Below are 24,892 nucleotides of genomic sequence, written 5' to 3'. Positions count from 1 at the left end.
CGGATCTTTTTACGCCCGCTGCCCCGCCCCCTCTGGCAGCGCGGCCGACATGCACTCACCCGCGTGACAACTCCCCAAACCCAATGAACAACTTTGACCACTTCGTCGGCACGCGCCCGGTCTCGGAGCAGCACGCGTTCGACATCGACACCCTGACCGCCTGGCTCACCCGCAACATGCAGGGCTTCACCGGCCCCATGACAGTCGAGATGTTCAAGGGTGGGCAATCCAACCCCACCTACAAACTCATCACCCCCGGCGCCAGCTACGTGATGCGCGCCAAGCCTGGCCCGGTCGCCAAGCTGCTGCCTTCGGCCCATGCCATCGAGCGCGAATTTGCCGTGATGAGCGGCCTGTACGGCACCGACGTTCCCGTGCCGCGCATGCATGTGCTGTGCGAGGACGAATCGGTGATCGGCCGCGCCTTTTATGTCATGGAGTGCATGCAGGGCCGCGTGCTGTGGGACCAGTCCCTGCCCGGCATGACACCCGCCGAGCGCGGCGCCATCTACAACGAGATGAACCGCGTGATCGCGGCCCTGCACACCGTGAAATTTGCGGACAGGGGGCTGGCAGGCTACGGCAAGCCCGGCAACTACTTTGACCGCCAGATTGGCCGCTGGAGCAAGCAGTACGTGGCCTCCATCACCCAGCCCATCGACGAGATGGACCGCCTGATGGAATGGCTTCCCGCGCACATGCCGGCCAGCGCGCGCGATGAAAGCAAGGTTTCCATCGTGCACGGCGACTACCGGCTCGACAACCTCATGTTCCATCCGACCGAGCCCCGCGTGATCGCCGTGCTCGACTGGGAGCTGTCCACGCTCGGCCACCCGCTGGCGGATTTCAGCTACCACTGCATGAGCTGGCATATCCCGGCAGCCCTGGGCCGCGGCATTGCCGGCCAGGACATTGCGGCGCTGGGCATTCCCGACGAAGACAGCTACATCCGCCTGTACTGCGAGCGCACGGGCATTGCCACACCCGAAGCGCTGCGTGCCGACTGGAACTTCTACCTCGCCTACAACATGTTCCGCATTGCCGCCATCCTGCAGGGCATTGCCAAGCGGGTGGAAGCCGGCACGGCCTCCAGCGCCCAAGCCAAGGCCTCGGGCGACACGGCGCGCCCCATGGCCCAGCTGGCCTGGTCGTTTGCCCAGCGCAGCTAACCACCAGGCCCCACTCACCCACCCCCGCATTTTTTGACGGAGATCCCCATGGACTTTGACTACTCCCCCAAGACCAAGGAACTGCAGGCCAAACTGCTCCGTTTCATGGACGAGCACATCTACCCAGCCGAGGCCGAATACAGCGCCGAACTGGCGGCCAACACCGCCGCAGGCAAGCGCTGGAGTGCACTCCACACCATCGAAAAGCTCAAGCCCAAGGCACAGGCCGCCGGTTTGTGGAACCTGTTCCTGCCGGTCGATAGCGCGGCCGCGTCGGGCTACGACGGTGCTGGCCTGACCAACCAAGAGTACGCCCCCCTGGCTGAAATCATGGGCCGTGTGCCATGGGCCAGCGAGGTGTTCAATTGCTCGGCCCCTGATACGGGCAACATGGAAACCATCGCCCGCTACGGCGACGACACCAACAAGGCCCGCTGGCTCAAGCCCCTGCTGGAGGGCAAGATCCGCTCGGCCTTCGCCATGACGGAACCCGACGTGGCATCGAGCGACGCCACCAACATCGAAACCCGCATCACGCGCGAGGGCGACGACTACGTCATCAACGGTCGCAAGTGGTGGATCTCTGGCGCCGCCGACCCCCGCTGCGCCGTCTTCGTGACCATGGGCAAAACCGACCCTGATGCCCCAAGGCACTCGCAGCAGAGCATGGTGCTGGTGCCCGCCGACACCAAGGGCATCACCATCATCCGCCCGCTCAATGTGTTCGGCTACGACGATGCGCCGCACGGCCACGTCGAGATGACGTTCGACAACGTGCGCGTGCCGGTCAGCAACATCCTGCTGGGCGAGGGCCGCGGCTTTGAGATCGCACAAGGGCGCCTGGGCCCCGGACGCATCCACCACTGCATGCGACTGATCGGCCTGGCCGAGCGCGCACTCGAGCTGATGTGCAAGCGCGCCAGCTCCCGCACGGCCTTCGGCAAGACCGTGGCCCAACAAACGGTGACGCAAGAGCGCATTGCCGAGGCCCGCTGCAAGATCGACATGGCCCGCCTGCTCACCCTCAAGGCTGCGTGGCTGATGGACAACGCCGGCAACAAGGTCGCGCGCACCGAAATCGCCATGATCAAGGTGGTGGCGCCCAGCATGGCCTGCCAGGTGATCGACTGGGCCATGCAAGTGCATGGCGGCGGCGGCATGTGCGACGACTTCCCGCTGGCCTACGCCTACGCCGGCGCGCGCACGCTGCGCTTTGCCGACGGTCCGGACGAAGTGCACCGCAATGCCATCGCCAAATGGGAACTGGGCAAATACGCGGCGCCAAAGCACGAGTTGCACCCACCCGTCACGCGCGGCTGCTGAGCACGAGAGCCCGCCACGGGGCAAGCCATTAGGATGGAAGGCACCATGCGCCCATTCTTCAACCCACCGCCCTCAACCGCCGCGCCATGCTGTGCGGTGCAGGGGCGTGGCTGGCTGGCGCCGCGTGGCCGGCGGCGCAGGCTTCGCCATCAGATCAAACTGCAGACGCAAGCGCTGTGGCGAGCGCCCGGTCTGCTGCCGGCCTCAGCCCGGATGCCCGCCAGCTGGTGCGCTGGATCGAAGGCACGGGCGACAACCAGGGCCTGGCGTTTGCCGTGGTGGACAAGCTGGCCGCCCGCATCCATGTGTTTTCCGCCCAGGCCCAGTGGCTGGGCACCGCCCCCGTGCTGCTGGGTGCGGCACGCGGCGACCATTCGGTGCCCGGCATTGGCCAGCGCCCGCTGGCCCAGGTCCGGCCCGAAGAGCGCACCACCCCGGCCGGCCGTTTTGTGACCGAGCCCGGCCGCAACCTGCGCGGCGAAGACATCGTGTGGATTGACTATGACGCTGCGGTTTCACTGCACCGCGTGCGCAGCGTCAGCGCGGCCGAGCGGCGCCTGCAGCGCCTGGCCAGCAGCGGCACACAAGACAAGCGCATCAGCTACGGCTGCATCAACGCGCCCGTGGCTTTCTACAACCGATGGATTGATCCCTTGCTGGGTCGCACCAGCGGCGTGGTTTACGTGCTACCAGACACGGAGCCATTTGCTTCGATATTCATAGCTGCAAGCGCTTATCCCTGAAGCGCTAGCGGCAATATTGACTCATATTCATGTGTCTGCGGCATCGGAATCGTGTCGCTGGGCAGGCGCACATTGCCATGCGAGACACTATGGCGCGGGCACCAGCCGCAAGTCGTGGCGCATGAGTGCGGGCTCACGCTGCAAGGGGCGGTAGCCCGCCTGCACCCAGTTGGAGTGCATGTCGCGGTAGCGCGGTGAGAACACCAGCCCGCTCTGGCCCGTCTGGTAGATGAACCGCGACTGCTCCAGATCGGCCAGGTCATACACAGCCCGCAGCGAAGCCGCATGGCGATTGACAAACGGGCCTTTCGCGTCGCCCGCGTTGTACTGGCCCACGTTCACCGTGTAGGCGTCGCCGGGCGAGGCTACGCTGACATCAAAATACGGCGCCAGCAAGGCCACGTTGCCCAGAGGCCTGTGGCTGCTGAGCGCGGGGTGGGCGTCACCCCAGCGCCACCGTGCCGGGTCGGCGCCATAGGCGGCCTGCAGGCGATCGAGAGCACGCGCCAGCGCCGCGGCCGACTGGTCCGCGCACGACAGCGGCTGGCACCACCAGGCGTCGTCGCGCTCCAGAATGCCTTCCAGGGCCGCGCGGTAGTCGCGTTTGCCGTAGGTGGCTTTGAAGCGGTCCTGGCCCACGCGCGAGGCGATCACGCCTTTTGCCAGTTCGTCCGTCCAGGCCGCAAACACCAGCGGTGCGGCCCGCTCGGCATCCATCACACCATCAAAATCGCGCAGCAGCGCCTGCACGGCCGCCGCCAGCGGGTGCTGCGGCGCGGCCTTGCGCAAGTGCGGCAGCAGCCGCTGCGTGGCCAGCGACAGGGTATCGGCCTGGATCGCCTGCATGCTGGCCCTGTCGTGCCGGGGCGTCGCCTCAATCAGCTGGGCTATCCGGTCATGGCGGTAGGGCACAACCCAGTCTTGCGCGAGGTAGTGCGCATAGCCGGGCGCGGTGACGCGTTGGTTGGCGGTTGCCACCCAGCCGCTGCCACCGTCATCCTCGGGCGTCTCGCCCAAGGGCAGCCAGCCTTGCCAGTCGTAGCGCGCATCCCAGCCGGGCGACGGCGCCACACCGCGAATGTCATTGCCTGCGTGGCGCACGGGCACCTTGCCCATGGCCTTGAAGCGGATGTTTCCCTGCACATCGGCGGCCACCACGCTCTGCATGGGCGAGTGGTAAGGCTCCAGTGCCTCAAATAGCTCCTGCACCGACTTCGCCTGGTTGGTCTGCAGACCGGCAAGCACGGTCTGGTTGTCGGCATCGAGCGCGCTCCAGCGCAGCGCCAGCACGTATTTGCGCAGGTCCAGCACCTGGGCATGCGACTTTTGCACATCGCTCAGCACCGGGCCGTGGCGGGTTGCGCGCAGCGCCAGCACCACATCGGGCTGCCCCTTGACGCGAATAACCTCTGTGCGCAGCGCAAACGGCATCCAGCCCTGCGGCGTGCGATATTGGCTGGGGTCGGCGGGATTGATCTGCTCCAGGTAAAGGTCTTGCACATCAGGGCCGGTGTTGGTGAAGCCCCAGGCCACGCTGTCCGTGCGGCCCAGCACCACAAAGGGCAGCCCCGGCAAGGTGGCGCCGATGGCATCCATGGCCCCTATGGCGGTGCCGTCGGCAGCAACGCCGGCCGGTGCCTGCAACCGCGCGAAATACCAGATGGCCGGCGCGCTCAGGCCCAGGTGCGGGTCGTTGGCCAGCAAGGGTTTGCCGCTGACCGTGCGCGTGCCTGCCAGCACCCAGTTGTTGCTGCCCTTGCCTTCCGGGGTTCCGGCATTGCGCGTGAGGTCTTCAGCCCAGGCCAGCATGCCCTGGCTGACCTGGCGTGAAAGCATGCCTGCGGCTTCTTGCGGCCCGGCGCTCGTTGCCACAGGCTTGTCTCCCTCGGTGTTGGCGGGTGCTGGCGGCGTCGCCGGATCACGGTAGATGCCCAGTTGCCGGTACAGTGCCGCCAGATCGGCCGATGCCGCGGGAGTCTCGCCCGGATAGGGCGGCATCAGTTGCCACAGGCGCCCCGTGTCCAGCGTTCTGGCCATGGAAAGGCGGGCAAACTCGTTGCCCCAGTTGCCGCCCAGGTCCAGCGCCATCATCAGCGCCCAGGCCACACTGTCCTCGGGCTCCCAGACGGCGCCGGTTGCGCCGCCAGGCTTCACCCCCAGAACATGAAACTCGGGCGGCAACGCCTGCGGCAGGTTTTTGTGGAACGCATGAATGCCCTGGCTGTAGGCCTGCAGCGCCTCGCGGGCGTGGGCAGGCAGGCCGGCATACTGCTTGCGGGCATGGCCCATGATGTCGAGCGCACGCATCAGTTTGTCGGTCTCGAGCGTGGCGGGGCCGAAGACTTCGGACAGCTCGCCATGCATTACCCGGCGGTTGAATTCCAGTTGCCAGGTGCGCTCTTGCGCGTGCACGTAACCCATGGCGAACCACGCATCGCGCGCAGACTGCGCCCGGATGTGGGTGACATCGGCGGCATCGCGCTGCACGCGCACCCCATCGCGCAATCCGCCCACCACAATCTGCCCATCCAGCGCCGGGAATGTACGCTGCACATACAGCGCGCCCCCCGCACCCGCCAGCAAGGCCGCCGCCACCAATCCAACGATCGCACGCTGTACCCACGCCATGGTGTCTGTCTCCTCAAGCTCTGGTGATGGGGGCCACGCTCCGTTGCGTGCGGCATTGCCTGACACGTTGGCCCCCGCTGGGCGCAGTGGGCATGAATGCTCAACCCAGGTGCGCGTTGCCTCCGGCCACCTGGAATTTGACGACGGGCGCACTCGAATCAGCGAATGAGACCCCCAGAGCCATCTCGCCGATGCCATGCAGGATGCAGGCATCGCGACGCAACTGCACGGGGACATCACTGCCCTCGAAGCGCACCCAGGTGCCAAAACTGCTCATGTCGGTCAGCACGAAGCCCGTGTTGCGCCAATCGATGCGCGCATGCAGGCGCGAAACGCGCGGGTCGTTGATGCACAACCGGGCATCGGTCGCACGGCCGATATGTACAGGAACGTCGGTTGAGGTAAAGGACAGGTCGATTCCGTGCCACGAAAACTGAATCTGCCCCAGGATCGAGTCCACGGGCGCAAAGTTGCTGGCCAGCGTGGCCTGCATGGTCAGCGAGTCTGGCTCTTCGTTTTCGCGCCACTCCACCTGGTACAGCATCAGCATCTCGGCCTTGCCGCGGATCTCCATCATCCCGAGCTTGCGATACCACACCGAGGGCGCGGCGCCTGACAGCAGTACGGCGGTTTCCGTGGCCCAGATTTCTGCGGGCCCGGCGCGCTCGCACAACCGGGAGGCCACGTTCACGGCGTCGCCGTAGCAGTCGCCATCCACATCCACCACCTCGCCGCTGGCCACGCCTACGCGTATGCCCATGCGCAGCGGCAGGGGCCACCGGCTCACCCGTTCCTGGTGTCCGCGCAGCATCGCCGCTGCGGCGGAAACGGCACTGGCTGCGTCACCAAAAATCGCCAGAACACCGTCTCCCAGGTTCTTGACGATGCGCCCGTGGTGCGCCTCTATGGTTCCACCGATCCAATGGGTGACCCGGGTGACGGCCTCGGTGGCGCGCTCATTGCCCAGGGTTTCATACAACGACGCGCTGCCCGAAATATCCGCAAACACGACCGTCGACAAAACACTCATGGACACAAGCCTCTCATTGCATTACTCAGACCAGTCTAGAGCATGACGCGCGCCAGCGCACGCCCTAAATGGCATAGCACACTGCCCCGTTCAGGTAGACAGGGTAGCCACGCATGGCGGCGTTGGCGCGATGATGAAAAAACTTGGCAATAAAAGGACGAGCGTGTTGTCTTTATGCAAAAAAAGGAGCATCCCCCTTGCGCGCTGTCTCGCTCCCGCGTAACTTGAGCCATCCTGCCACTCGCAGAAATGCCTGCCAATTTTTCATGCGCTGGAACAAACCCAATCTTCGCAACAGTCTGCACGGCCTTCTGGGCCGCGATGCGCCTGCTTCGACATCCTGGGTACGCAATCATGGGCTCGAAGAAGTCCGTCACGCGATGATCGAATGCCTGGTGGGCCTCAGTGGCAGTGACGTGGCCCGCATGAACATGCGGCTGCGCTATGCCAGCGACATCGAGGCCCTGTGGTATCTGCGCAGTGACCTGCGCACGCTGCTGGTTCCGCTGCGGGGTGAGGCCCTTGCCCATGCCACGCTGACCCAGCTGACACCGCTGTTTCAGGGGCAGCTGCCCCGCGCACTGGGCGGTGGTGCATCGCGGCCCGCAGGCCACTGATCTGCGGTCAGTGCTGGTGGCCCCAGTACAGCAGCGCATCGCGGTCTTCCACCGACAGCGACACCTTCGCCCCCACCGGCAACACCACCTTTGTCTCCACATGGCCGAATGGCAGGTTGGTCAACACGGGCGCCTTGATCTGGCTGCGCAGCCAGTCCACCACCGATTGCAGTTTGAAGCCCTTGTCGTGGGGCGCCAGCTTGTAGTTGGTGAACTGGCCCAGCACCACCGCCTTCTGCTGGGCCAGGATGCCCGCGTGCAGCAGTTGCGTGAGCATGCGCTCGATGCGGTAGGGGTGTTCACCCACGTCTTCCACGAACAAAATTCCGCCGCGCACCGCGGGCAGGTAGGGCGTGCCCACCAGGCCGGTGAGCACGGCCAGGTTGCCGCCCCAGAGGGTGGCATTCTTCACATACGCATCGGGCACAGCCGGCTTGCCGTCGGCCAGCGGCTTTTCGCGCGCCATGCGCCAGCCGGCACCCTCTCCGTGGCCCGTCAGCAGGTCATCAAAGCAGGCCAGCATGATGTCGTCGGGCTCGCCCTCCACGCCAAAGTCGCTGATCAACCCGGGGCCGGCCCAGGTCACGGCACCGGTCTGTGCCAGCACGGCCATCTGGAACGCCGTGAAATCGCTCAGGCCTACGAATTTCGTTCCGCCATCAATGGCCTTGGCCACTGCCTTGTAGCGAATGCCCGGCAGGATGCGCGTGAGGCCGTAAGCGCCGCGGGTGATCAGCGCCACGTCGGCCCCGCTGGCTGCAGCGCGGTGAATGGCCGCCAGGCGCGTGGCATCGTCGCCGGCAAAGCGCGTGTGCACCGCCTGGGCGTCGGGGTCCACTTCCACCTCATGGCCCATGGCCTTCAGGCGCGCAATGGCGCGCCTGAAAGCGGCCTTGTCGCGGATGGAGCCTGCGGGCGAGTAGATGTAGATGTGCTGGGGGCCGTGGTCGTGTTCGCAGTGCGACGGGTCGTGGTGTTGGGGCAAAGCGTTCAGGCCGGACAGCGGCCTGCTCCGTAAGAAATCGGGGGTGCGCCGCCTCGGGGGGCGTACGCCTTCAGGATGAGAAGTATTCCACAGCCTGCGCGGCAATCGCCTGGCCATGCTCCGGCACGAAGTGTCCTGCGTGGGGCAGCACCATGGGTGGCGGGCAGCCCCGAATGTTGCGCTGCAACGCCTGCATGACAGGCATGCCCAGAACCGGGTCCTGCGCGCCCACCACCATCAGGCTGCGCCCCTGCCATTCGTGCTGCCAGAAGCCACGCGCTGTCCGCGAAACGGCAGCGCCCTCGGCGTCCGGATGACCGGGCACCAGCGCCGGAAAGGCGCGCAGCCCGGCACGGTAGCCGCGGTCGGGAAACGGCGCGTCGTAAGCGGCGCATTCCTCATCGCGCAGATGGGGGTTGCCACGTGCCAGCAGGCGCGCGACGCTGTAGAGCGGTTTTTTGGCAGACATCGCGCGCCACGCCACCAAGCCGGGTGGCAGCGGTGCATCGCCCGTGGCCAGCAAGGTGTTCATGGCCAGCAGGCCCGTAAAGCGCTCGGGCATGGCCATGGGCAAGGTCAGGCCCAGCATGCCCCCCGCACCCTGCACCACCAGCACCGTGTTGCGCAGATCCAGCCGGTTGATCAGCTCCAGCAGCACCTGCCGGTGCCATGCGAACTGGTGAAAACTGTCTTTCTTGGGCTTGTCGCTCTTGCCAAAACCAATCAGGTCAGGCGCCACCACGCGGTCTCCCGCCGCCAGAAACACGGGGATCATGCGGCGGTAAAGATAGCTCCAGCTCGGGTTGCCGTGCAGGCACAGCCAGGTGCGCGGCGCCTGCGAAGAGGGCCCCTCGTCCAGATAGTGCATGCGCAGACCCGCCAGGCTGGGCAGGTCGCTGGTGTAGTGCGGCGCCCAGGGGTAGTCGGGCAGACTGACAAAGGCCACGTCGGGCGTGCGAAGGGCGTCGTCGCGCAGCGGGTGGCTTGCCAGCGCCTGGGCGCGTTGCTGGGTGCGCCGGTGGCGGAAAAACGCACTTAGCAGCGCGCCGCAATCGTGTGCGAGCACCCCGCCATGCACCTCGGTGTGGTGATTGAGCTCGGCATGCCTGAACAGGTTGAGCACCGAACCCGCGGCGCCGGTCTTGGGGTCGGTTGCGCCAAACACCACGCGCGGCACGCGCGCATGCAGCATGGCGCCGCTGCACATGGCGCAGGGTTCCAGCGTGACGTAAAGCGTGCAGCCATCAAGCCGGTAGTTGCCCAGCTGCCGCGCCGCGGCGCGCAGCGCCACGATTTCAGCGTGCGCGGTGGGGTCGTGCCCCGACACCGGGGCGTTGCGGCCGGTGGCAATCACCTGGCCGTCCTTCACCACCACCGCCCCCACCGGCACTTCGCCCGCCAATGCGGCGGCCTGGGCCTGGGCCAGTGCCTGGCGCATCCAGTGCTCGTCTTGCTGCAACTGCATTGCTATATATTTAATAGCTTACAGCGCTTTATGGATAAGCGCTACAGGCCTTTTTCATTCAATATTTACTTGGAGTCGTCGGGCATGGGCCGGGCTTGCTGCATCAGGCCTTCCATCTGCTGCCTGACCTGCTGCTGCACCTGCTGGCTTTGCTCGCGCACCGTCCCCGTCGGCGCCGGGCTGGCTGCACCGTCCGACGCTGCAGGCAATTGCAGCGAGGGCACCGGGGTGCGGGTGGCCGCCAGTTGCTTCTTGGCCAGAACACCCACAATGGCCAGCGCCACCACCAGGCCCACCAATCCAAAAACAGCACGCATTTCAGACCTCCGGTTTGCTTGCGGACTCGGGCACCATGCCCAGCCGCTCCATCCATTTCGCCAGTGCCTGGGCATCATGACTGCCTTGCAGGTACTGCGCGTGCATGGCAGCGTGGGATTCGTGCCGATGCTGGTTGAGCTTGAGCTTGCACTGCAACTCCACCACCTCCAGCTCAAACGCCACGATGCCCGCCAGCATCTTGTGAGCGAACGCTTCACCCAGGCCGCGCCACTGCTGCGCATAGGGCGGCTCATGGTCGCCGATCAACTGCTTGAGCAGTGCATCCTTGGCGGCGGGCTGCTCGATCAGGCGGGCGTGCACGCGGCAGTGCACGGCCAGATAGTTCCAGGTGGGCACCCGGGCCAGATCGGGGTACACCGACGGCGAAAGATAGGCCTGCGGCCCCATGAATGTGACCAGGGCCTCGCGCCGCGCCTGCAGATAGCGCCAGTGCGGGTTGGGCCGCGCGCAATGGCCCAGCAGCACCAGCGCGTCGCCCCGCTCCTGCACATGCAGCGGCAGGTGGGTGACGAAGGGAAAACCATCGTCGTCGGTAGAGACCAGGCTGGCCAGCGGGTGCTCGCGCATCAGCGCGCGGGCATGGGCCGGCTCGTTGGAATGGAACTGGGGCGGCAGGTACATGGGGCCCCACTGTAGTGGCAAAAACCCCGGCCACGGGTGGCGCCCGGCCTACGCCGGGTAGGCCCCGGTGCATCCAGCGTCGATCAGTTGAGCGGTACGCGGTTGCCGTCCTTGTAGGTGTAGAGCGTGACGGCAGGTGTCACCAGTTCACCCTTGGGCGTGAAGCTGATGTTGGCCGTCACCCCCTTGTACTGCGTCTTGCTCAGGAAGGGGCCGTACACCACGGGGTCGACCGAATTGGCGCGCTTCATGGCATCCACCAGCACCATGGCTGCGTCGTAGGCGTAGGGGCTGTAGATCTGGAACTGGCCGGGGAACTTGGCGTCGTAGCGCTTCTTCCACTCCGCACCGCCCTGCATCTTGTCGACCGATGCGCCGCCGGTCGCGCAGGTCACGTTCTTGACGGAGGGCGACTTGCCGGCCAGCTCAGGCAGCTTGGGCGTGCACAGCGCGTCGCCGCCGAAATACTTCACATCGCCCAGACCCAGTTGCTCCATTTGGCGCAGCATGGGCCCAGCCTGTGCATCCAGGCCACCGTAGAAGATGGCATCGGGCTTCTTGTTCTTGATGGCCGTGAGAATGGCCATGAAGTCGGTGGCTTTGTCGTTGGTGAACTCCTCGCCCACCACCTTCAGGCCCTTTTGCAGGGCCGTGGCCTTGAACACCGAGGCCACGCCCTGGCCGTAGGCCGTGCGGTCATCAATGATGGCGACGTTCTTGAGCTTGAGGGCGTCTGCCGCAAACAGGGCCAGCGCGGCACCCAGGGCGTTGTCGTTGGCGATGAGGCGGAAGGACGTCTTGTAGCCAGGCTTGGTCAGGTCGGGGTTGGATGCCGATGCCGTGATGTGCGGCAGATCGCATTTGTTGTAAACCGACGATGCAGGAATGGAGGTGCCCGACTGCAGGTGCCCCACCACGCCCGCCACCTTCTGGTCGCACAGCTTTTGTGCCACGGCGGTGGCCTGGCGTGGGTCGCCCGCGTCGTCTTCGGCGGCAAGCACGAACTTGATCTTCTTGCCACCAATGACCAGGTTCTGCGTGTTCAGGTCATCCACGGCCATGCGCACACCGTTCTCGGTGTCCTTGCCGATGTGGGCAATGCCGCCAGAAATCGGGCCGGCATGGCCGATCTTGACGGTTTGCACATCCTGGGCCAGCGTGGCGCTAGAGGCCACGGCGAGGGCGGCAGCAGCCGTCCATTGCAGGGAAAAACGCAGGCGGTAAGTAGACATCACGGCTTCATCTCCATTCATATAAAAATACGCAGCCTGCAAGGCTGTGAAAAGCCCCGCATCGTACGCCCGCGTTCGGGTGCAGCCCCCTCATTAGCAAACAAGCAAGGCATTTTCATCGGTATAAATTTTGCTAATAACTGGCCCGCCAGCGCCGAAGCCAGCATCCCTCCAATCTGCTGCGGAAAACGGCACCCGGCAATTGGCGCTGGGATAATCCCCGCCATGTCCTTGCTGCCCCACCAGATCGAACTGCTCTCCCCTGCCCGCGACGCCGATATTGGCATTGAGGCCGTGAACCACGGCGCCGATGCGGTGTACATCGGCGGCCCCGCTTTTGGTGCCCGGGCCGGTGCAGGCAACGACATCCGTGATCTGGAGCGCCTGATCGCGCATGCGCACCGCTTCAACAGCCGCATCTTCATCACCCTCAATACCATCCTTCGCGACGACGAGCTGGAAGCCGCGCGCCAGATGGCCTGGCAGGTATACGAGGCCGGGGCCGATGCCCTCATCATCCAGGACATGGGTCTCTTGGAGATTGACCTGCCCCCATCCAGCTGCACGCCAGCACCCAGACCGACATCCGCACCCCTGAAAAAGCGCGCTTCCTGCAGGATGCCGGCCTGTCGCAGCTGGTGTTGGCGCGCGAGCTCACGGTGCAGCAGATTGCGGCCGTGCACAAGGCGCTGGGCCCGGTGGATGCCCCGGCCGCGCCAACATCGAATTCTTCATCCACGGTGCGCTGTGCGTGGCCTACAGCGGCCAGTGCAACATCAGCCATGCGCAGACCGGCCGCAGCGCCAACCGGGGCGACTGCAGCCAGGCCTGCCGCCTGCCCTACCAGGTGACCGATGCGCAGGGCCGCTTCATTGCGCACGACAAGCATGTGCTGTCGATGAAGGACAACAACCAGAGCGACAACCTGCGCGCCCTCATCGATGCGGGCGTGCGCAGCTTCAAGATCGAAGGGCGCTACAAGGACATGGGCTATGTGAAGAACATCACGGCCCACTACCGCACGCTCCTCGATGAAATCCTGGAAGAACGCGAGGCCTCGGGCCACCCGTTGTCGCGCTCGTCCAGCGGGCGCACCACCTTCACCTTTACGCCCGACCCGCTGCAGAACTTCAACCGCGAGTTCACCGACTACTTCGTGACCGGCCGCAAGGACAACATCGGCGCCTTTGACAGCCCCAAGAACCCCGGCCAGGCCATCGGCTGGGTGACCAAAATGGGCGCCAATTTTGTCGAGCTGGAGGTGAGCGACCCCGCCACCGTGCTACACAACGGCGACGGCCTGTGCTACTACGACCTGCAAAAGGAACTGATCGGCTTGGCCATCAACGTGGCCGAGCCCGTGTCGGCGCGCAGCGTGGGCCAGTGGCGCGTGTACCCCAAGGACCCGATGGAGGGTTTCAAGGACCTGCGCAAGGGCACCGAGATCAACCGAAACCGCGACATGGACTGGGTGCGCACGCTGGAGAAGAAGTCCAGCGACCGCCGCATCGGCCTGTGGGCGCACCTGAGCGAAACGCCCTCCGGCTTCAGCCTGATGCTGACCGACGAGGACGGCAACGTGGGCTGTGCCGACGTGCAGCAGCCCCACCAAAGCGCCACCGATGCCGCCAAGGCCGAAGCCAGCCTGCGCGAGCAGCTCGGCCGCTTTGGCGCCACGGTGTTCGCGGTGCATGACATTGCGCTGCAGCTGTCGCAGCCCTGGTTCGTGCCCGCCTCGGTACTCAACGCCCTGCGCCGCGATGCCGTGACCGACCTGGAGACCAACCGCGCCCGCAACTTTGCCCGCCTGCCGCGTGCCACGCCGGTGGAGCCCCCGGCGCCCTACCCCGAGGACACGCTCTCGTTCCTGGGCAACGTGTTCAACCACAAGGCGCACGACTTCTATGCGCGCCATGGCGTGAAGGTAATCGCAGCAGCCTATGAGGCACACGAGGAAGAAGGCGATGTCAGCCTCATGATCACCAAGCACTGCGTGCGTTTTTCGATGAGCCTGTGCCCCAAACAGGCCAAGGGCGTGACCGGTGTGCAGGGCACGATCAAGGCCGAACCCTTGATGCTCATCAACGGCAAGGAAAAGCTGACCTTGCGCTTTGATTGCAAGCCCTGTGAAATGCATGTCGTGGGCAAGATCAAGCGCGCTGTACTGCAGCAGATACCCGAAGCCCCCGTGGCTTTTTACAAGGCTCGCCCCTGAAAGACCTCCCGACATGGTCCAGTGCCGAGCGATTTGCTCGTCTGGCAGACTGTGTGCGGTCAGCCACGCGTTTTGTTGAAAACGCCATGAAACGCTTGGCGGCCTCAATTCCGAAGTGCAACACCGAGAATTGAGATCAAGATGACAAAGAAGAATTACCAGCAGTTGAGCGAGAGCGAGCGCCATGCGATCGCCTTGGGGCTTCAGCAAAAGCAAAGCCTCAGCGCCATAGCGCGGGCCTTGGGGCGCTGCAAGAGCACCATCAGCCGGGAATGCCAACGCAATGCGGGCGCCAAGGCCTACACCTCCAAGTTCGCCCAGCAACGCAGCGACAGGCGCAGATGCTTTGCCCGTCCCCAGCCCAAACTGCACCGCGATGGACCTTTGTTCAAGATCGTTCGCGACTATCTGCTCCGGCACTGGTCTCCCCAGCAAATCGCTGGGCAGTTGAAGAAACTGCACCCTGACAACAAGCGCAAACAAGTGTCCCACGAGAGCATCTACACCTGCATCTACGCCCAGCCCCGGGGAGAGCTCAAGAAGGAGCTGGTGGCCTGCTTGCGCATGGCCCGCGCCAAGCGCTGGCCGCGCTCCAAAGGCGAGGATCGGCGTGGGCAAATCACCGACCTGCTGAGCATCCATGTGCGCCCACCCGAGATTGAGGATCGTCAGTTGCCCGGGCACTGGGAGGGCGACCTCATCAAGGGCAAAGGCAATGCCAGTGCCATTGGCACGCTGGTCGAGCGCACGACCCGCCTGGTGGTGCTGGTCAAGCTGCCGCACCCCAACCCGGCGACAGCGGCACATGTACTGCAGGCCTTCAGCGACAAGCTCAATGGCATTGCCAGCCCGATGCGCCAGAGCCTGACCTATGACCGTGGCAGTGAGATGGCAGAGCATGCCAAGCTCACCGAGAACACGGGCATGAAGGTGTACTTCTGTGACCCCTACAGCCCCTGGCAGCGGGGCTCCAACGAAAACACCAATGGATTGCTGCGGCAGTACTTCCCCAAGGGGACTGATCTGAGCGGCTATAGCCAGGAGTATCTGGATGCCGTAGCCGATGAGCTCAATGGGCGCCCCAGGATGACTCTGGGGTGGAGCAAGCCCATTGAGGTTTATGCCGAACATTTGGCCCGGCTGACCCTACAGCCTGATTCAGTGCATTAATGAATATTTGTTGCACTTGGACTTGAATCCGCCCTTATCAACTTAGCGCAAGCAGCTATATTTTGTATAGCAATTTTTTCTTGCACCACGCTACGGCAGCGCTGCACGGCTGTCATGCATTTGGGCTATGGTTCAGCAGCATCCCGCCGTGAATGCACCGCACCATGCCTGAGCCCACTCGGGCATCGTTCATTGCCTCTACGGAAATACTGCATGCAGACCGATCCCACTTACCCTGCCAACGTCACCCCCTCTGAAGCTCACCTGCGCAGCGCCCAGGAGCTTGCCGCAACGTACCGCGTCAATCCCCGCACCGGCCTGCGCGATGACGAAGCCGCGCAGCGCGCACATCAGCACGGCGCCAACGAACTGCAGGACCACGCACGGCGCGGCCCCCTGGCGCTTCTGGCCGACCAGTTCAAGGACTTCATGGTGCTGGTTCTGCTTGGCGCAGCCGTGATCTCGGGCGTGATCGGAGACCTCACCGACACGCTGGTCATCCTGGTCATCGTGGTGCTCAACGCCATCATCGGCTTTGTGCAGGCCTGGCGTGCCGACCAGGCCATGGCCGCACTGCGCCAGCTATCCGCCGCCCATGCCACCGTGCTGCGCGGCGGCGAAGTGCAGGTGGTGCCCGCCAGCGTGCTGGTGCCCGGCGACATCGTGCTGCTGGAGGCAGGCAACCAGATTCCGGCAGACCTGCGCCTGATCGAGATCGCGCAACTGCAGGTGGACGAATCGGCCCTCACGGGCGAATCCGTCACCGTGGCCAAGCAAACGGACACCCTGGCCGCACAGGACACCAGCGCCCTGGGCGACCGCGTCAACATGGCCTTCAAGGGCACCACAGCCACCCACGGCCGCGCGCGCGGTCTGGTGGTGGCCACCGGCATGCACACCGAACTGGGCAAGGTGGCCCGCCTGCTGGGCGGCGAGGACCGCAGCACGCCGCTGCAGCTGCGCCTGGCGGCCTTCGGCAAGCGCCTGGCCCTGGGGGTCATCGCCATCTGCATCGTGATCTTTGCGGTGGGCGTGTTGCGCGGGGAATCCCCCCTGCTGATGGCCCTCACCGCCATCAGCCTGGCCGTGGCAGCCATCCCCGAGGCGCTGCCCGCCGTGGTCACGGTGCTGCTGGCGCTGGGCGCGCGCCGCATGGTGGCGGTCAAGGCGCTGGTGCGCAGGCTGCCTTCGGTGGAAACGCTGGGCTCGGTCACCACCATCTGCTCCGATAAGACCGGCACCCTCACCCAGAACCACATGCACGCAGAGCTGCTGCTGGCCCAGGGCCAGCGCTGGGCACCTGGCGACCCGTTACCCGGCCCCGTGCACGCCGAGGCCCTGCGCGCCGCTGCGCTGTGCAACGATGCCGCACGCCACGCCCGTGTTGACGACGACGGCACCGCCACCACTACCCCCAAACCTGACGCCCACCCAACCGACTGGCAGGGCGATCCCACCGAAACTGCCCTGGTGCTGGCCGCCCATGCAGGCGGGCTGGACAAGGCCCAGCTCGATGCCGCCACCCCGCGCGTGCAGGAACAGCCCTTCGACTCTGACCGCAAACGCATGACGACCTTCCACCGCGGCGGCGGTGGCTTCGTGGCCTACACCAAGGGCGCCCCCGAGTCGGTGCTACCGCGCTGCACGGCGCAGTGGACACCCGAAGGCGGGCAGCCGCTGGATACCGCCGCCGTGCTGGCCACGGCCAACCAGCTGGCCACGCAAGGCCTGCGGGTACTGGCCCTGGCACGCCGTGACCACGCACGCCTGCCCGACACCAATGCCCTGGATGACGTGGAAAGCCAGATGGAGCTGCTGGGCCTGATCGCCCTCATCGACCCGCCGCGCCCCGAAGCCCAGGCCGCTGTGCACGACTGCATCAGCGCGGGCATCACCCCCGTGATGATCACGGGCGACCACCCCGCTACAGCGCGCGCCATTGCGCACCGCCTGGGCATCGTGGCCCATGCCGATGCTCCCGTGCTCACCGGTGCCGACCTGGCCCAGCTGGACGACGCGGCCCTGCGTGCCCGGGTGGAGCAGGTGCATGTGTATGCCCGCGTGGACCCGGCGCAAAAGATCCGCATCGTCGAAGCGCTGCAGGCCCAGGGCCATTTCGTGGCCATGACGGGCGACGGCGTGAACGACGCTCCGGCACTGAAGCGCGCCGACATCGGCGTATCCATGGGAAAAGGCGGCACCGATGTGGCACGCGAGGCCAGCAGCCTGGTGCTGCTGGACGACAACTTCGCAACCATCGTCGCGGCCGTCCGGGAAGGCCGGCGCATCTACGACAACATCCGCAAGTTCGTGCGCTACGCCATGACCGGCAACTCGGGCGAGATCTGGACCATCTTTCTCGCCCCATTGCTGCTGCTGCCCATTCCACTGCTGCCCATCCACATCCTGTGGGTCAACCTGGTGACCGATGGCCTGCCCGGCCTGGCCCTGGCGGCAGAACCGGCCGAGCGCGGCATCATGCAGCGCCCGCCCCGCCCGCCGAACGAGAGCCTGTTTGCCCAGGGCATGTGGCAGCACATCCTGGGCATGGGCCTGCTGATCGCCGGCCTGTGCCTGGCCGTGCAGGCCTGGGCCTTGCACACCGGCCACGCACACTGGCAGACCATGGTGTTCACCGTGCTCACCCTTGCGCAAATGGCCCATGTGATGGCCATCCGCTCCGAAAGCGAGCCGCTGTGGCGCCTGGGGCTGGCCAGCAACCGGCCCCTGCTGGGCGCCGTGCTGCTGACGTTTGCGCTGCAGATGGCCACCATCTATGTGCCGTTTCTCAACCCCATTTTCAGAACCGAGCCGCTGAGCCTGGGCGAGCTGGGCATCTGCGTGGCTGCGGCGCTGGTGGTGTATTGCGTGGTCGAGCTGGAGAAGGCGTGGCGGCGCAAGCGTCGGGCCAGTGCCAGCGCCATCGACGACCCCGTCGCATAAGCACATAGCAAACGATTCGATGGGGCGCCACGGCTGCCGGTGCAAGAATGTGCGCTGGCAACCCACCATGCGGGCCATCCACAACATTTCACGACAGAGAGACTGCCAACCATGCACATCGAAACGCTTGCCGTCCACGCGGGCTACACGCCCGACCCCACCACCAAGTCCGCCGCTGTGCCGCTGTACCAAACAGTGGCCTACGCGTTCGACAGTGCGCAGCACGGTGCCGACCTGTTCGACCTGAAGGTGCCGGGCAACATCTACACGCGCATCATGAATCCGACCACCGATGTCCTGGAGCAGCGCGTGGCGGCCCTCGAAGGCGGCGTGGCCGCACTGGCCGTGGCCTCGGGCATGGCGGCCATCACGGCAGCGATCCAGACCATTGCCGAAGCTGGCGACAACATCGTCTCGGCCAGCACGCTGTATGGCGGCACCTACAACCTGTTCGCCCACACCTTCCCGCAGCAGGGCATTGAGGTGCGCTTTGCCGACCCGCGCGACCCCGCCAGTTTTGCCGGGCTGATCGACGCCCGAACCAAGGCCGTGTTCTGCGAATCCATTGGCAACCCGCTGGGCAACGTGACCGACATCGCCGCGCTGGCCAAGGTGGCGCACGACCATGGCGTGCCACTGATCGTGGACAACACCGTCCCCAGCCCCTACCTGTGCCGCCCCATCGAGCATGGCGCCGACATCGTGGTGCACGCCCTCACCAAGTACATGAATGGCCACGGCAACAGCATCGGCGGCATCATCGTGGACAGCGGCAAGTTCCCGTGGGCCGAGCACAAGGCCCGCTTCAAGCGCCTGAACGAGCCCGACGTCAGCTACCACGGCGTGGTCTACACCGAGGCCCTGGGCGCCGCTGCCTTCATCGGCCGCGCCCGCGTGGTGCCGCTGCGCAACATGGGCGCGGCGCTGTCGCCGTTCAACGCCTGGCTCACGCTGCAAGGCATCGAAACCCTGCCGCTGCGCATGGACCGCATCTGCGACAACACCCTGGCGCTGGCGAAATTCCTGCAAAACCACCCCAAGGTGGAATGGGTGCGCTACGCGGGCCTTCCCGACCATGCCGACCACGCGCTGGCACAGCGCCAGATGGGCGGGCGGGCATCGGGCATCCTGTCGTTCGGCCTGAAAGCCAGTGACGCCGACCCGCGCGCCGCAGGGGCCCGTTTCCTCGACGCCCTGCAACTGTTCACGCGCCTGGTGAACATCGGCGACGCCAAATCCCTGGCCACCCACCCGGCCTCCACCACCCACCGCCAGCTCAACCCCGCCGAATTGGCCAAGGCCGGCGTGAGCGAGAACATGGTGCGCCTGTCGGTGGGGATCGAGCACATCAACGACCTGCAGGCCGACCTGGTTCAGGCGCTGGAGAAGGTGTAATCGAAGCACTCCGGGCCACGCGGTTTGAAGGGCGTGGCCGGTGTTTTTGATGTTTTCTGGGACGGGGCTGGGCAGCGCCAAGGGTGGGGCGCCAGCGGCTTCCTTTTCAAAAGCCGTCGCTTACACGCTGCGCGCCATGGCGATGTGCGCAATGCCCGCTTCCTCATACGGCTCGCCCGTCACGGCAAAACCCGCCCGACGATAAAACCCTTCGGCGCTGCGCTGTGCGTGCAACTGCACCTCGCTGTCACCGCGGGCACGGGCGGCTTCAACCAACGCGTCCAGCAATTGCCGCCCCCACTGCGCGCCGCGCACCGAACGGTCCACCGCCATGCGGCCGATGCGTCCCACGCCGGGCGCCTGCTGCAGGAGGCGGCCCGTGGCGACCGGCATGTCCAGGCGGTTGTAAACGACCGCATGGCGCGCTGTGGCATCGAGCGCATCGGCCTCGATGTCTGCCGCAATGCCCTGCTCGCGCACGAACACGGCAGTGCGCAGGCGGCCCGCATCGCGGCCCAATGCGTTCCAGTCGCCGGTGCGCACCTCGGCCATCTCGGCGCCGGCCTCGAAATCTTCAAAGATGGCGCGCAACACAGGCGGCACGGGCCGTGACTTTTGTGTGGCGGGGTCGGCAAACACATAGACCAGTTCGCCCGACACCAGCAACTGGTCGCCAGTGAAAATGCCCGCCTCGAACAGGCTCGACGAATTGCCCACGCGGGCACAGCGCAGGCCCACATCCAGCGTGTCATCGAGCCGCGCCGAAGCGTGGTATTCGAGCGTGGCCTTCTTCACATACATTTCACCGCCCAGTGCCAGCATGCTCGCTTCATACGGCAGGGCCAGCGCGCGCCAGTAGTCGCTCATGGCGTTGTCGATGTACATGAGGTAGTGCGCGTTGAAGACGATCTTTTGCATGTCCACCTCAGCCCAGCGCACGCGCAGGCGGTGAACACAACGGAAGTCACTGCGTTGTTGCATTCTTTGCTTCACTCCATTCCAAATGCCTGGCGCAGCGCCCGGGCTGCGTCGGCATGGGCCTGGCGCGCCTCGGGAATGGCGCGGCCCATCTTGATGAATTCGTGGGTCACACCCCGGTAGATATCCAGATCCACCGGCACACCGGCCAGGCGCAGCTTGTCGGCGTAGTCCACGCCCTCGTCCACGAGCGGGTCGCATTCGGCCAGGCCGATCCAGGCGGGTGCCACCCCCTCCACGTCCGGTGCCAACAGCGGGGCAAAGCGCCAGTCCTCGCGCTCCGCGCGGCTTTGCACATAGTTGCCGAAGAACCAGCTGATGGCCGGCTCCTCCAGCACCAGGCCACGCGCAAATGTGGCGTGGGATGGCGTGTCCTGATGAGCCGCGCAACCGGGGTAGATGAGTAGCTGCAGCGCCAGTGGCAAGCCTGCGTCCCGCGCCAGGATGGCGTTGACCGCGGCCAGGGTGCCGCCGGCACTGTCGCCGCCCACGGCCAGCCGCGCGGGGTCGGCCCCCAGGGTCTGCGCGTTGCCGGCGAGCCAGGCCAAGGCATCCCAGGCATCGTTGCTGGCGGTGGGAAAGCGGTTTTCCGGCGCCAGCCGATAGTCGAGCGACACCACCATGCACCCGGCCAGTCGAGCCAGTTCGCGGCACAGGATGTCGTGCGTGGCAATGCTGCCAATGGTGAAGCCGCCCCCATGCAGGTACAGCAGCAGCGGCAGCCCGGCATGCGTGGATGGTGCATAAAGCCGCGCCGGCAACCCATGGCCGTCACGGGCCGGGATGTGCAGGTCTTCCACGCGCGCCAGAGTGGCCTTGGGCACCTCCAGCACGCCGGCCCCGGCTTCGTAAGCCACACGGGCGTGCTGGGGCGAGAGGGTATGCAGCGGTGGATGGCCTGCTCGGGCCATGCGCTCGAGCACGCTGCGCATCTGGGGGGTGAGGCGGGTGTGGTGGATGTGCAGGTCAGTCAACGGTCAAGTCTCTGAAGTGGACGCCCACGCGGTGCGCGCAGGCGGATAAAGGGTTTACTTGAAGCTCAGCCACACGGGCGCAGCGCCGGGCAAGCCGTCGTAAGTGGCTGTCACCGACAGACCCGCCCTGGGTGGCAGCAGCGGCGAGAACGAACCCAGGCTGATCAGGTCGCCCGGCTGCATGGCCAGGCCTTCCTGCGCCAGGGCGCCCGCCAGCCACACCACGGCGTTGAGGGGATGGCCCAGGATGTCGCTGCCCTTGCCACCGCCCAGGCGCGCACCCGTGCCGTCGGTCAGCGACACGTTCATGTCGGCCAGGGCGTTGAGCAGGGCATAGCGCTCGGCCCGATAAGCTGGCACGGCCAACGGCGCACCGGCTACGCCCAGGCGTGCGCCCACGTTGATGGCCGTCACACCGGCGCCATTGAGCTTGGGCGGCGCCTGCACCATCAGGTCGGGCAGTTCGATGAAGGGGATAACCTGGTCCACGGCGTCCAGCACGTCCATGGGGGTCTTGGCGTGGTTGATGGCCGCACTTTTCACGCGCACCAGCATGTCGGCCTCGAACAAAGGCCGGGCGCCAAACGCGGCGTCCACCGTGGCACCGCTGGGAAGCACCATGCCCTCGTACAGCTTGCCCCACACGGGCTTGTCGGTATTGAAGCGCTTTTGCACGGCTGGATTGGTCAGGCCCGCCTTGTAACCAATCACCTTGCCCAGGCGCTGCGCCAAGAGCTGGTTGAGCTTGCCACGCGTGCAGGCGCCATCGGCGTCCGAGAGGTTTTCGGGGTTGGCGGCCGGGGTCTTGGCCACATAGTGGGCCACCAGGTCGGCGGCCTGCGCATCGGACAGGCATTCGGCCTGCGCGGCTGTCGCAAATGCGACGGAAACCGCCAGCGCAATGAGGGTTTGCTTCGTGGTCATGCGTATCTCCTGGTTGTAAAGTCTTTGGAGCAATCGTAAACGCAACTTCCCCCACCACCATGGCTTTCATCTACTACGTCACCCAGATCCAGTTTGAATTCGGCGCCGTCCAACTGCTCAAGCAGGAATGCGAACGGGTGGGCATCACGCGCCCGCTGATCGTGACGGACCCCGGCGTGAAGGCCGCAGGCGTGCTGCAAAAGGCGCTCGATGCGCTGCCCGGCATGACCGTGGCGGTGTTTGACCAGACCCCATCGAACCCCACCGAAGCCGCCGTGCGCGCAGCGGTAGAGATGTATAAGGCCCAGGGCTGCGACGGCCTGATCGCCGTGGGCGGCGGCTCGGCCATCGACTGCGCCAAGGGCATTGCGATTGCCGCCACGCACGAGGGGCCGCTCACGCACTACGCCACCATCGAAGGCGGCTCACCGCGCATCACCGAACGCGCCGCGCCGCTGATCGCCGTGCCCACCACCAGCGGAACGGGCAGTGAGGTGGCACGCGGCGCCATCATCATCGTGGATGACCATCGCAAGCTCGGCTTTCACTCGTGGAACCTGGTGCCCAAGACGGCCATCTGCGACCCCGAGCTCACGCTGGGCCTGCCACCCATGCTGACGGCGGCCACAGGCATGGACGCCATCGCGCACTGCATGGAGACTTTCATGTCCGCCGCCTTCAACCCGCCGGCCGATGGCATTGCGCTGGATGGGCTGGAACGTGGCTGGGCGAACATCGAGCAGGCCACCCGCTTGGGGCAAGACCGCGACGCGCGCCTGCACATGATGAGTGCCAGCATGCAGGGCGCCATGGCGTTCCAGAAAGGCCTGGGCGCCGTGCATTCGCTGAGCCACAGCCTGGGCGGCGTGAACCCGCGCCTGCACCACGGCACGCTCAACGCCATGTTCCTGCCCGCTGTGATCCGCTTCAATGCGCAGGCCGAATCAGTGAAAAAGGAAAAACGCCTGGAGCGTATGGCCCATGCCATGGGCCTGGCCGCCGCCGGCGACATCCCCGAAGCCATTCGCGACATGAACGCCCGCCTGGGCCTGCCCACCGGCCTCGCCGCAATGGGTGTGACTGCAGACATGTTTGACGACATCATCAAGGGCGCCATGGCCGACCACTGCCACAAAACCAATCCCCGCGTTGCCACGCCCGAGGAATATCGGGACATGCTGGCGCAGTCGCTCTGAGCGTGTGCGTGGAGTGGGTGTCCGCAAGCTGTAAGAACTACACGGCGCGCAAATCAAGCCGCTACAGCCACTCCGGCGCTCAGACCACGTAGTCAGACACTTCGGGCCGGGCCGTCCAGTCAATGGGGTCTTGCTGGAGCACCATGTCGATATCCAGGCCCAGCATCAGCCCCACCTCGCCGGGAAAGGACACGGCCATTTCCTTCTCACCCATATCGGCCTCGCGGGCTCGGGCGCGCCACGATGCCAGATGGATTACCCCCGCCAACGGCTCATAGGCGTTATTGTCCAGAGGGGCGCTCTGATGCTGCAGGGCATCCACCACCACTTCGGGAAACTGCCAGCGCTGCGCCAGCCCGGCGCTCACATTGCCGTAGCAATAGCCAAGAATGCGCTGCTCGATCTTGGCCCGACGCAGATCCAGGGGGGATACCAGCGCGTTGATCGACAAAATGATGTCCGGTGCGGCCAGGTGCATCAACAGTTCGCCCACCGCATGCACCAACCCCGCCGTATAGGCGGCAATCTGGTTGTGGTGGCCGATGCCCGCCAGTGAACGGGCCAGCTTGGCGGTGTTGAGGCTGTAGCGCCAGAACTGCTGCATGTTGATGCCCGGCACCGAACGCGAAGTGGTGCCCAGCGGTGCGGAACTGACCAGTGAGCGCAACTGTGCCACGCCCAGCAGCCCCAGCGCCTCGGGAATGCCGAGAATCTGGCGCTGCATCTGGAACGCCGGCGCATTGGCCATCTCCAGCAGCCGGGCGGCCAGTGCCGGATCGGTGCCAATGAGCTGGTTGATCCGACGCAGGCTGGGCTCATCATGGGCCAGCTCGGTCATCAGCAACGCCACGGCGCGCGGAAGACTTGGCAAAGCCACAGGGTGGGCCAGCAATGCGTTCAGCTCCATGGGGTACAGCGCCTCCGGTTGAGATGCTGGCGATTATG

Annotated in this window: 20 protein-coding genes and 1 pseudogene; 9 read left to right on the top strand and 12 right to left on the bottom strand. The window is 65.6% G+C overall.

Going from position 1 to position 24,892, the window contains the following annotated elements; translation table 11 throughout:
* The first annotated feature begins 83 nt into the window (after positions 1–83).
* The 3 genes from CBP34_RS08535 (at position 84) to CBP34_RS08525 (ending at position 3,235) form a co-directional block, all read left to right on the top strand.
* Positions 84–1,169, top strand: coding sequence for a phosphotransferase (locus CBP34_RS08535; RefSeq protein ID WP_094097779.1), 1,086 nt, complete (start codon positions 84–86; stop codon positions 1,167–1,169).
* Positions 1,170–1,217: 48 nt separating this feature from the next.
* Positions 1,218–2,492 (top strand): acyl-CoA dehydrogenase family protein, encoded by a 1,275-nt coding sequence (locus CBP34_RS08530; protein WP_094097778.1) that lies wholly within the window; start codon positions 1,218–1,220, stop codon positions 2,490–2,492.
* A gap of 176 nt (positions 2,493–2,668) precedes the next feature.
* Positions 2,669–3,235, top strand: coding sequence for a hypothetical protein (locus CBP34_RS08525; protein WP_094099115.1), 567 nt, complete (start codon positions 2,669–2,671; stop codon positions 3,233–3,235).
* Between the two features lie 87 nt (positions 3,236–3,322).
* Here the strand turns inward: CBP34_RS08525 and CBP34_RS08520 are convergent, their stop codons facing one another.
* Together CBP34_RS08520 and CBP34_RS08515 are read right to left on the bottom strand one after the other, a co-directional pair.
* Complete coding sequence (locus CBP34_RS08520; protein ID WP_094097777.1) at positions 3,323–5,863, bottom strand: penicillin acylase family protein; 2,541 nt, start codon at positions 5,861–5,863, stop codon at positions 3,323–3,325.
* 100 nt (positions 5,864–5,963) lie between these two features.
* A complete protein-coding gene (locus CBP34_RS08515) occupies positions 5,964–6,893 on the bottom strand; it encodes an adenylate/guanylate cyclase domain-containing protein (RefSeq protein ID WP_094097776.1) in 930 nt (309 codons plus the stop codon).
* 266 nt (positions 6,894–7,159) lie between these two features.
* On the opposite strand from CBP34_RS08515, the gene CBP34_RS08510 reads away from it, so the two are divergent.
* Entirely contained in the window at positions 7,160–7,510 is a 351-nt protein-coding gene (locus tag CBP34_RS08510) for a hypothetical protein (RefSeq protein WP_086912234.1), read from the top strand.
* 7 nt (positions 7,511–7,517) lie between these two features.
* Here the strand turns inward: CBP34_RS08510 and CBP34_RS08505 are convergent, their stop codons facing one another.
* From CBP34_RS08505 to CBP34_RS19985, 6 genes are all read right to left on the bottom strand, one after another.
* On the bottom strand, positions 7,518–8,495 hold the full coding sequence (locus tag CBP34_RS08505) for an LD-carboxypeptidase (RefSeq protein WP_094097775.1): 978 nt from the start codon (positions 8,493–8,495) through the stop codon (positions 7,518–7,520).
* A 70-nt stretch (positions 8,496–8,565) separates the two neighbouring features.
* Positions 8,566–9,960, bottom strand: coding sequence for a tRNA adenosine(34) deaminase TadA (gene tadA / locus CBP34_RS08500; RefSeq protein ID WP_094097774.1), 1,395 nt, complete (start codon positions 9,958–9,960; stop codon positions 8,566–8,568).
* Positions 9,961–10,025: 65 nt separating this feature from the next.
* On the bottom strand, positions 10,026–10,277 hold the full coding sequence (locus tag CBP34_RS08495; protein ID WP_094097773.1) for a hypothetical protein: 252 nt from the start codon (positions 10,275–10,277) through the stop codon (positions 10,026–10,028).
* A 1-nt stretch (position 10,278) separates the two neighbouring features.
* On the bottom strand, positions 10,279–10,920 hold the full coding sequence (locus CBP34_RS08490; RefSeq protein WP_094097772.1) for an FMN-binding negative transcriptional regulator: 642 nt from the start codon (positions 10,918–10,920) through the stop codon (positions 10,279–10,281).
* 83 nt (positions 10,921–11,003) lie between these two features.
* Complete coding sequence (locus CBP34_RS08485) at positions 11,004–12,152, bottom strand: branched-chain amino acid ABC transporter substrate-binding protein (protein WP_094122703.1); 1,149 nt, start codon at positions 12,150–12,152, stop codon at positions 11,004–11,006.
* Positions 12,153–12,245: 93 nt separating this feature from the next.
* Positions 12,246–12,548, bottom strand: a complete 303-nt coding sequence (locus CBP34_RS19985) for a hypothetical protein (RefSeq protein WP_236748611.1) — start codon at positions 12,546–12,548, stop codon at positions 12,246–12,248.
* Between CBP34_RS19985 and CBP34_RS08480 the strand changes: the two are divergent.
* The 4 genes and pseudogenes from CBP34_RS08480 (at position 12,432) to CBP34_RS08465 (ending at position 19,875) form a co-directional block, all read left to right on the top strand.
* Positions 12,432–14,367: pseudogene (locus CBP34_RS08480) on the top strand (peptidase U32 family protein). The gene CBP34_RS19985 and the pseudogene CBP34_RS08480 overlap by 117 nt on opposite strands.
* Before the next feature lie 141 nt (positions 14,368–14,508).
* Positions 14,509–15,537: an IS30 family transposase gene (locus tag CBP34_RS08475; protein ID WP_094097771.1), complete on the top strand. Its 1,029-nt coding sequence runs from the start codon at positions 14,509–14,511 to the stop codon at positions 15,535–15,537.
* Positions 15,538–15,750: 213 nt separating this feature from the next.
* Positions 15,751–18,480: a cation-translocating P-type ATPase gene (locus tag CBP34_RS08470; protein ID WP_094097770.1), complete on the top strand. Its 2,730-nt coding sequence runs from the start codon at positions 15,751–15,753 to the stop codon at positions 18,478–18,480.
* A 111-nt stretch (positions 18,481–18,591) separates the two neighbouring features.
* Positions 18,592–19,875, top strand: a complete 1,284-nt coding sequence (locus CBP34_RS08465; RefSeq protein ID WP_094097769.1) for an O-acetylhomoserine aminocarboxypropyltransferase/cysteine synthase family protein — start codon at positions 18,592–18,594, stop codon at positions 19,873–19,875.
* 120 nt (positions 19,876–19,995) lie between these two features.
* Here CBP34_RS08465 and CBP34_RS08460 read toward each other — a convergent pair whose 3' ends face one another.
* The 3 genes from CBP34_RS08460 to CBP34_RS08450 are packed head-to-tail and all read right to left on the bottom strand — an operon-like array spanning position 19,996 to position 22,751.
* Positions 19,996–20,856, bottom strand: a complete 861-nt coding sequence (locus CBP34_RS08460) for a YbgC/FadM family acyl-CoA thioesterase (RefSeq protein ID WP_094097768.1) — start codon at positions 20,854–20,856, stop codon at positions 19,996–19,998.
* Positions 20,857–20,864: 8 nt separating this feature from the next.
* Positions 20,865–21,827, bottom strand: a complete 963-nt coding sequence (locus CBP34_RS08455; protein ID WP_094097767.1) for an alpha/beta hydrolase — start codon at positions 21,825–21,827, stop codon at positions 20,865–20,867.
* A 54-nt stretch (positions 21,828–21,881) separates the two neighbouring features.
* Positions 21,882–22,751, bottom strand: a complete 870-nt coding sequence (locus CBP34_RS08450) for a 2-keto-4-pentenoate hydratase (protein ID WP_094097766.1) — start codon at positions 22,749–22,751, stop codon at positions 21,882–21,884.
* Between the two features lie 59 nt (positions 22,752–22,810).
* On the opposite strand from CBP34_RS08450, the gene CBP34_RS08445 reads away from it, so the two are divergent.
* Entirely contained in the window at positions 22,811–23,947 is a 1,137-nt protein-coding gene (locus tag CBP34_RS08445; RefSeq protein WP_094097765.1) for an iron-containing alcohol dehydrogenase, read from the top strand.
* Between the two features lie 79 nt (positions 23,948–24,026).
* Here the strand turns inward: CBP34_RS08445 and CBP34_RS08440 are convergent, their stop codons facing one another.
* A complete protein-coding gene (locus tag CBP34_RS08440) occupies positions 24,027–24,854 on the bottom strand; it encodes an HDOD domain-containing protein (RefSeq protein WP_094097764.1) in 828 nt (275 codons plus the stop codon).
* Positions 24,855–24,892 lie beyond the last annotated feature (38 nt).

It is taken from the genome of Acidovorax carolinensis (assembly GCF_002157145.1).
Taxonomy (GTDB): Bacteria; Pseudomonadota; Gammaproteobacteria; order Burkholderiales; family Burkholderiaceae_C; genus Acidovorax; species Acidovorax carolinensis.
The sequence above is the reverse complement of the archived record's forward strand: the minus strand, read 5'-3'. Positions and strand labels throughout refer to the sequence as shown.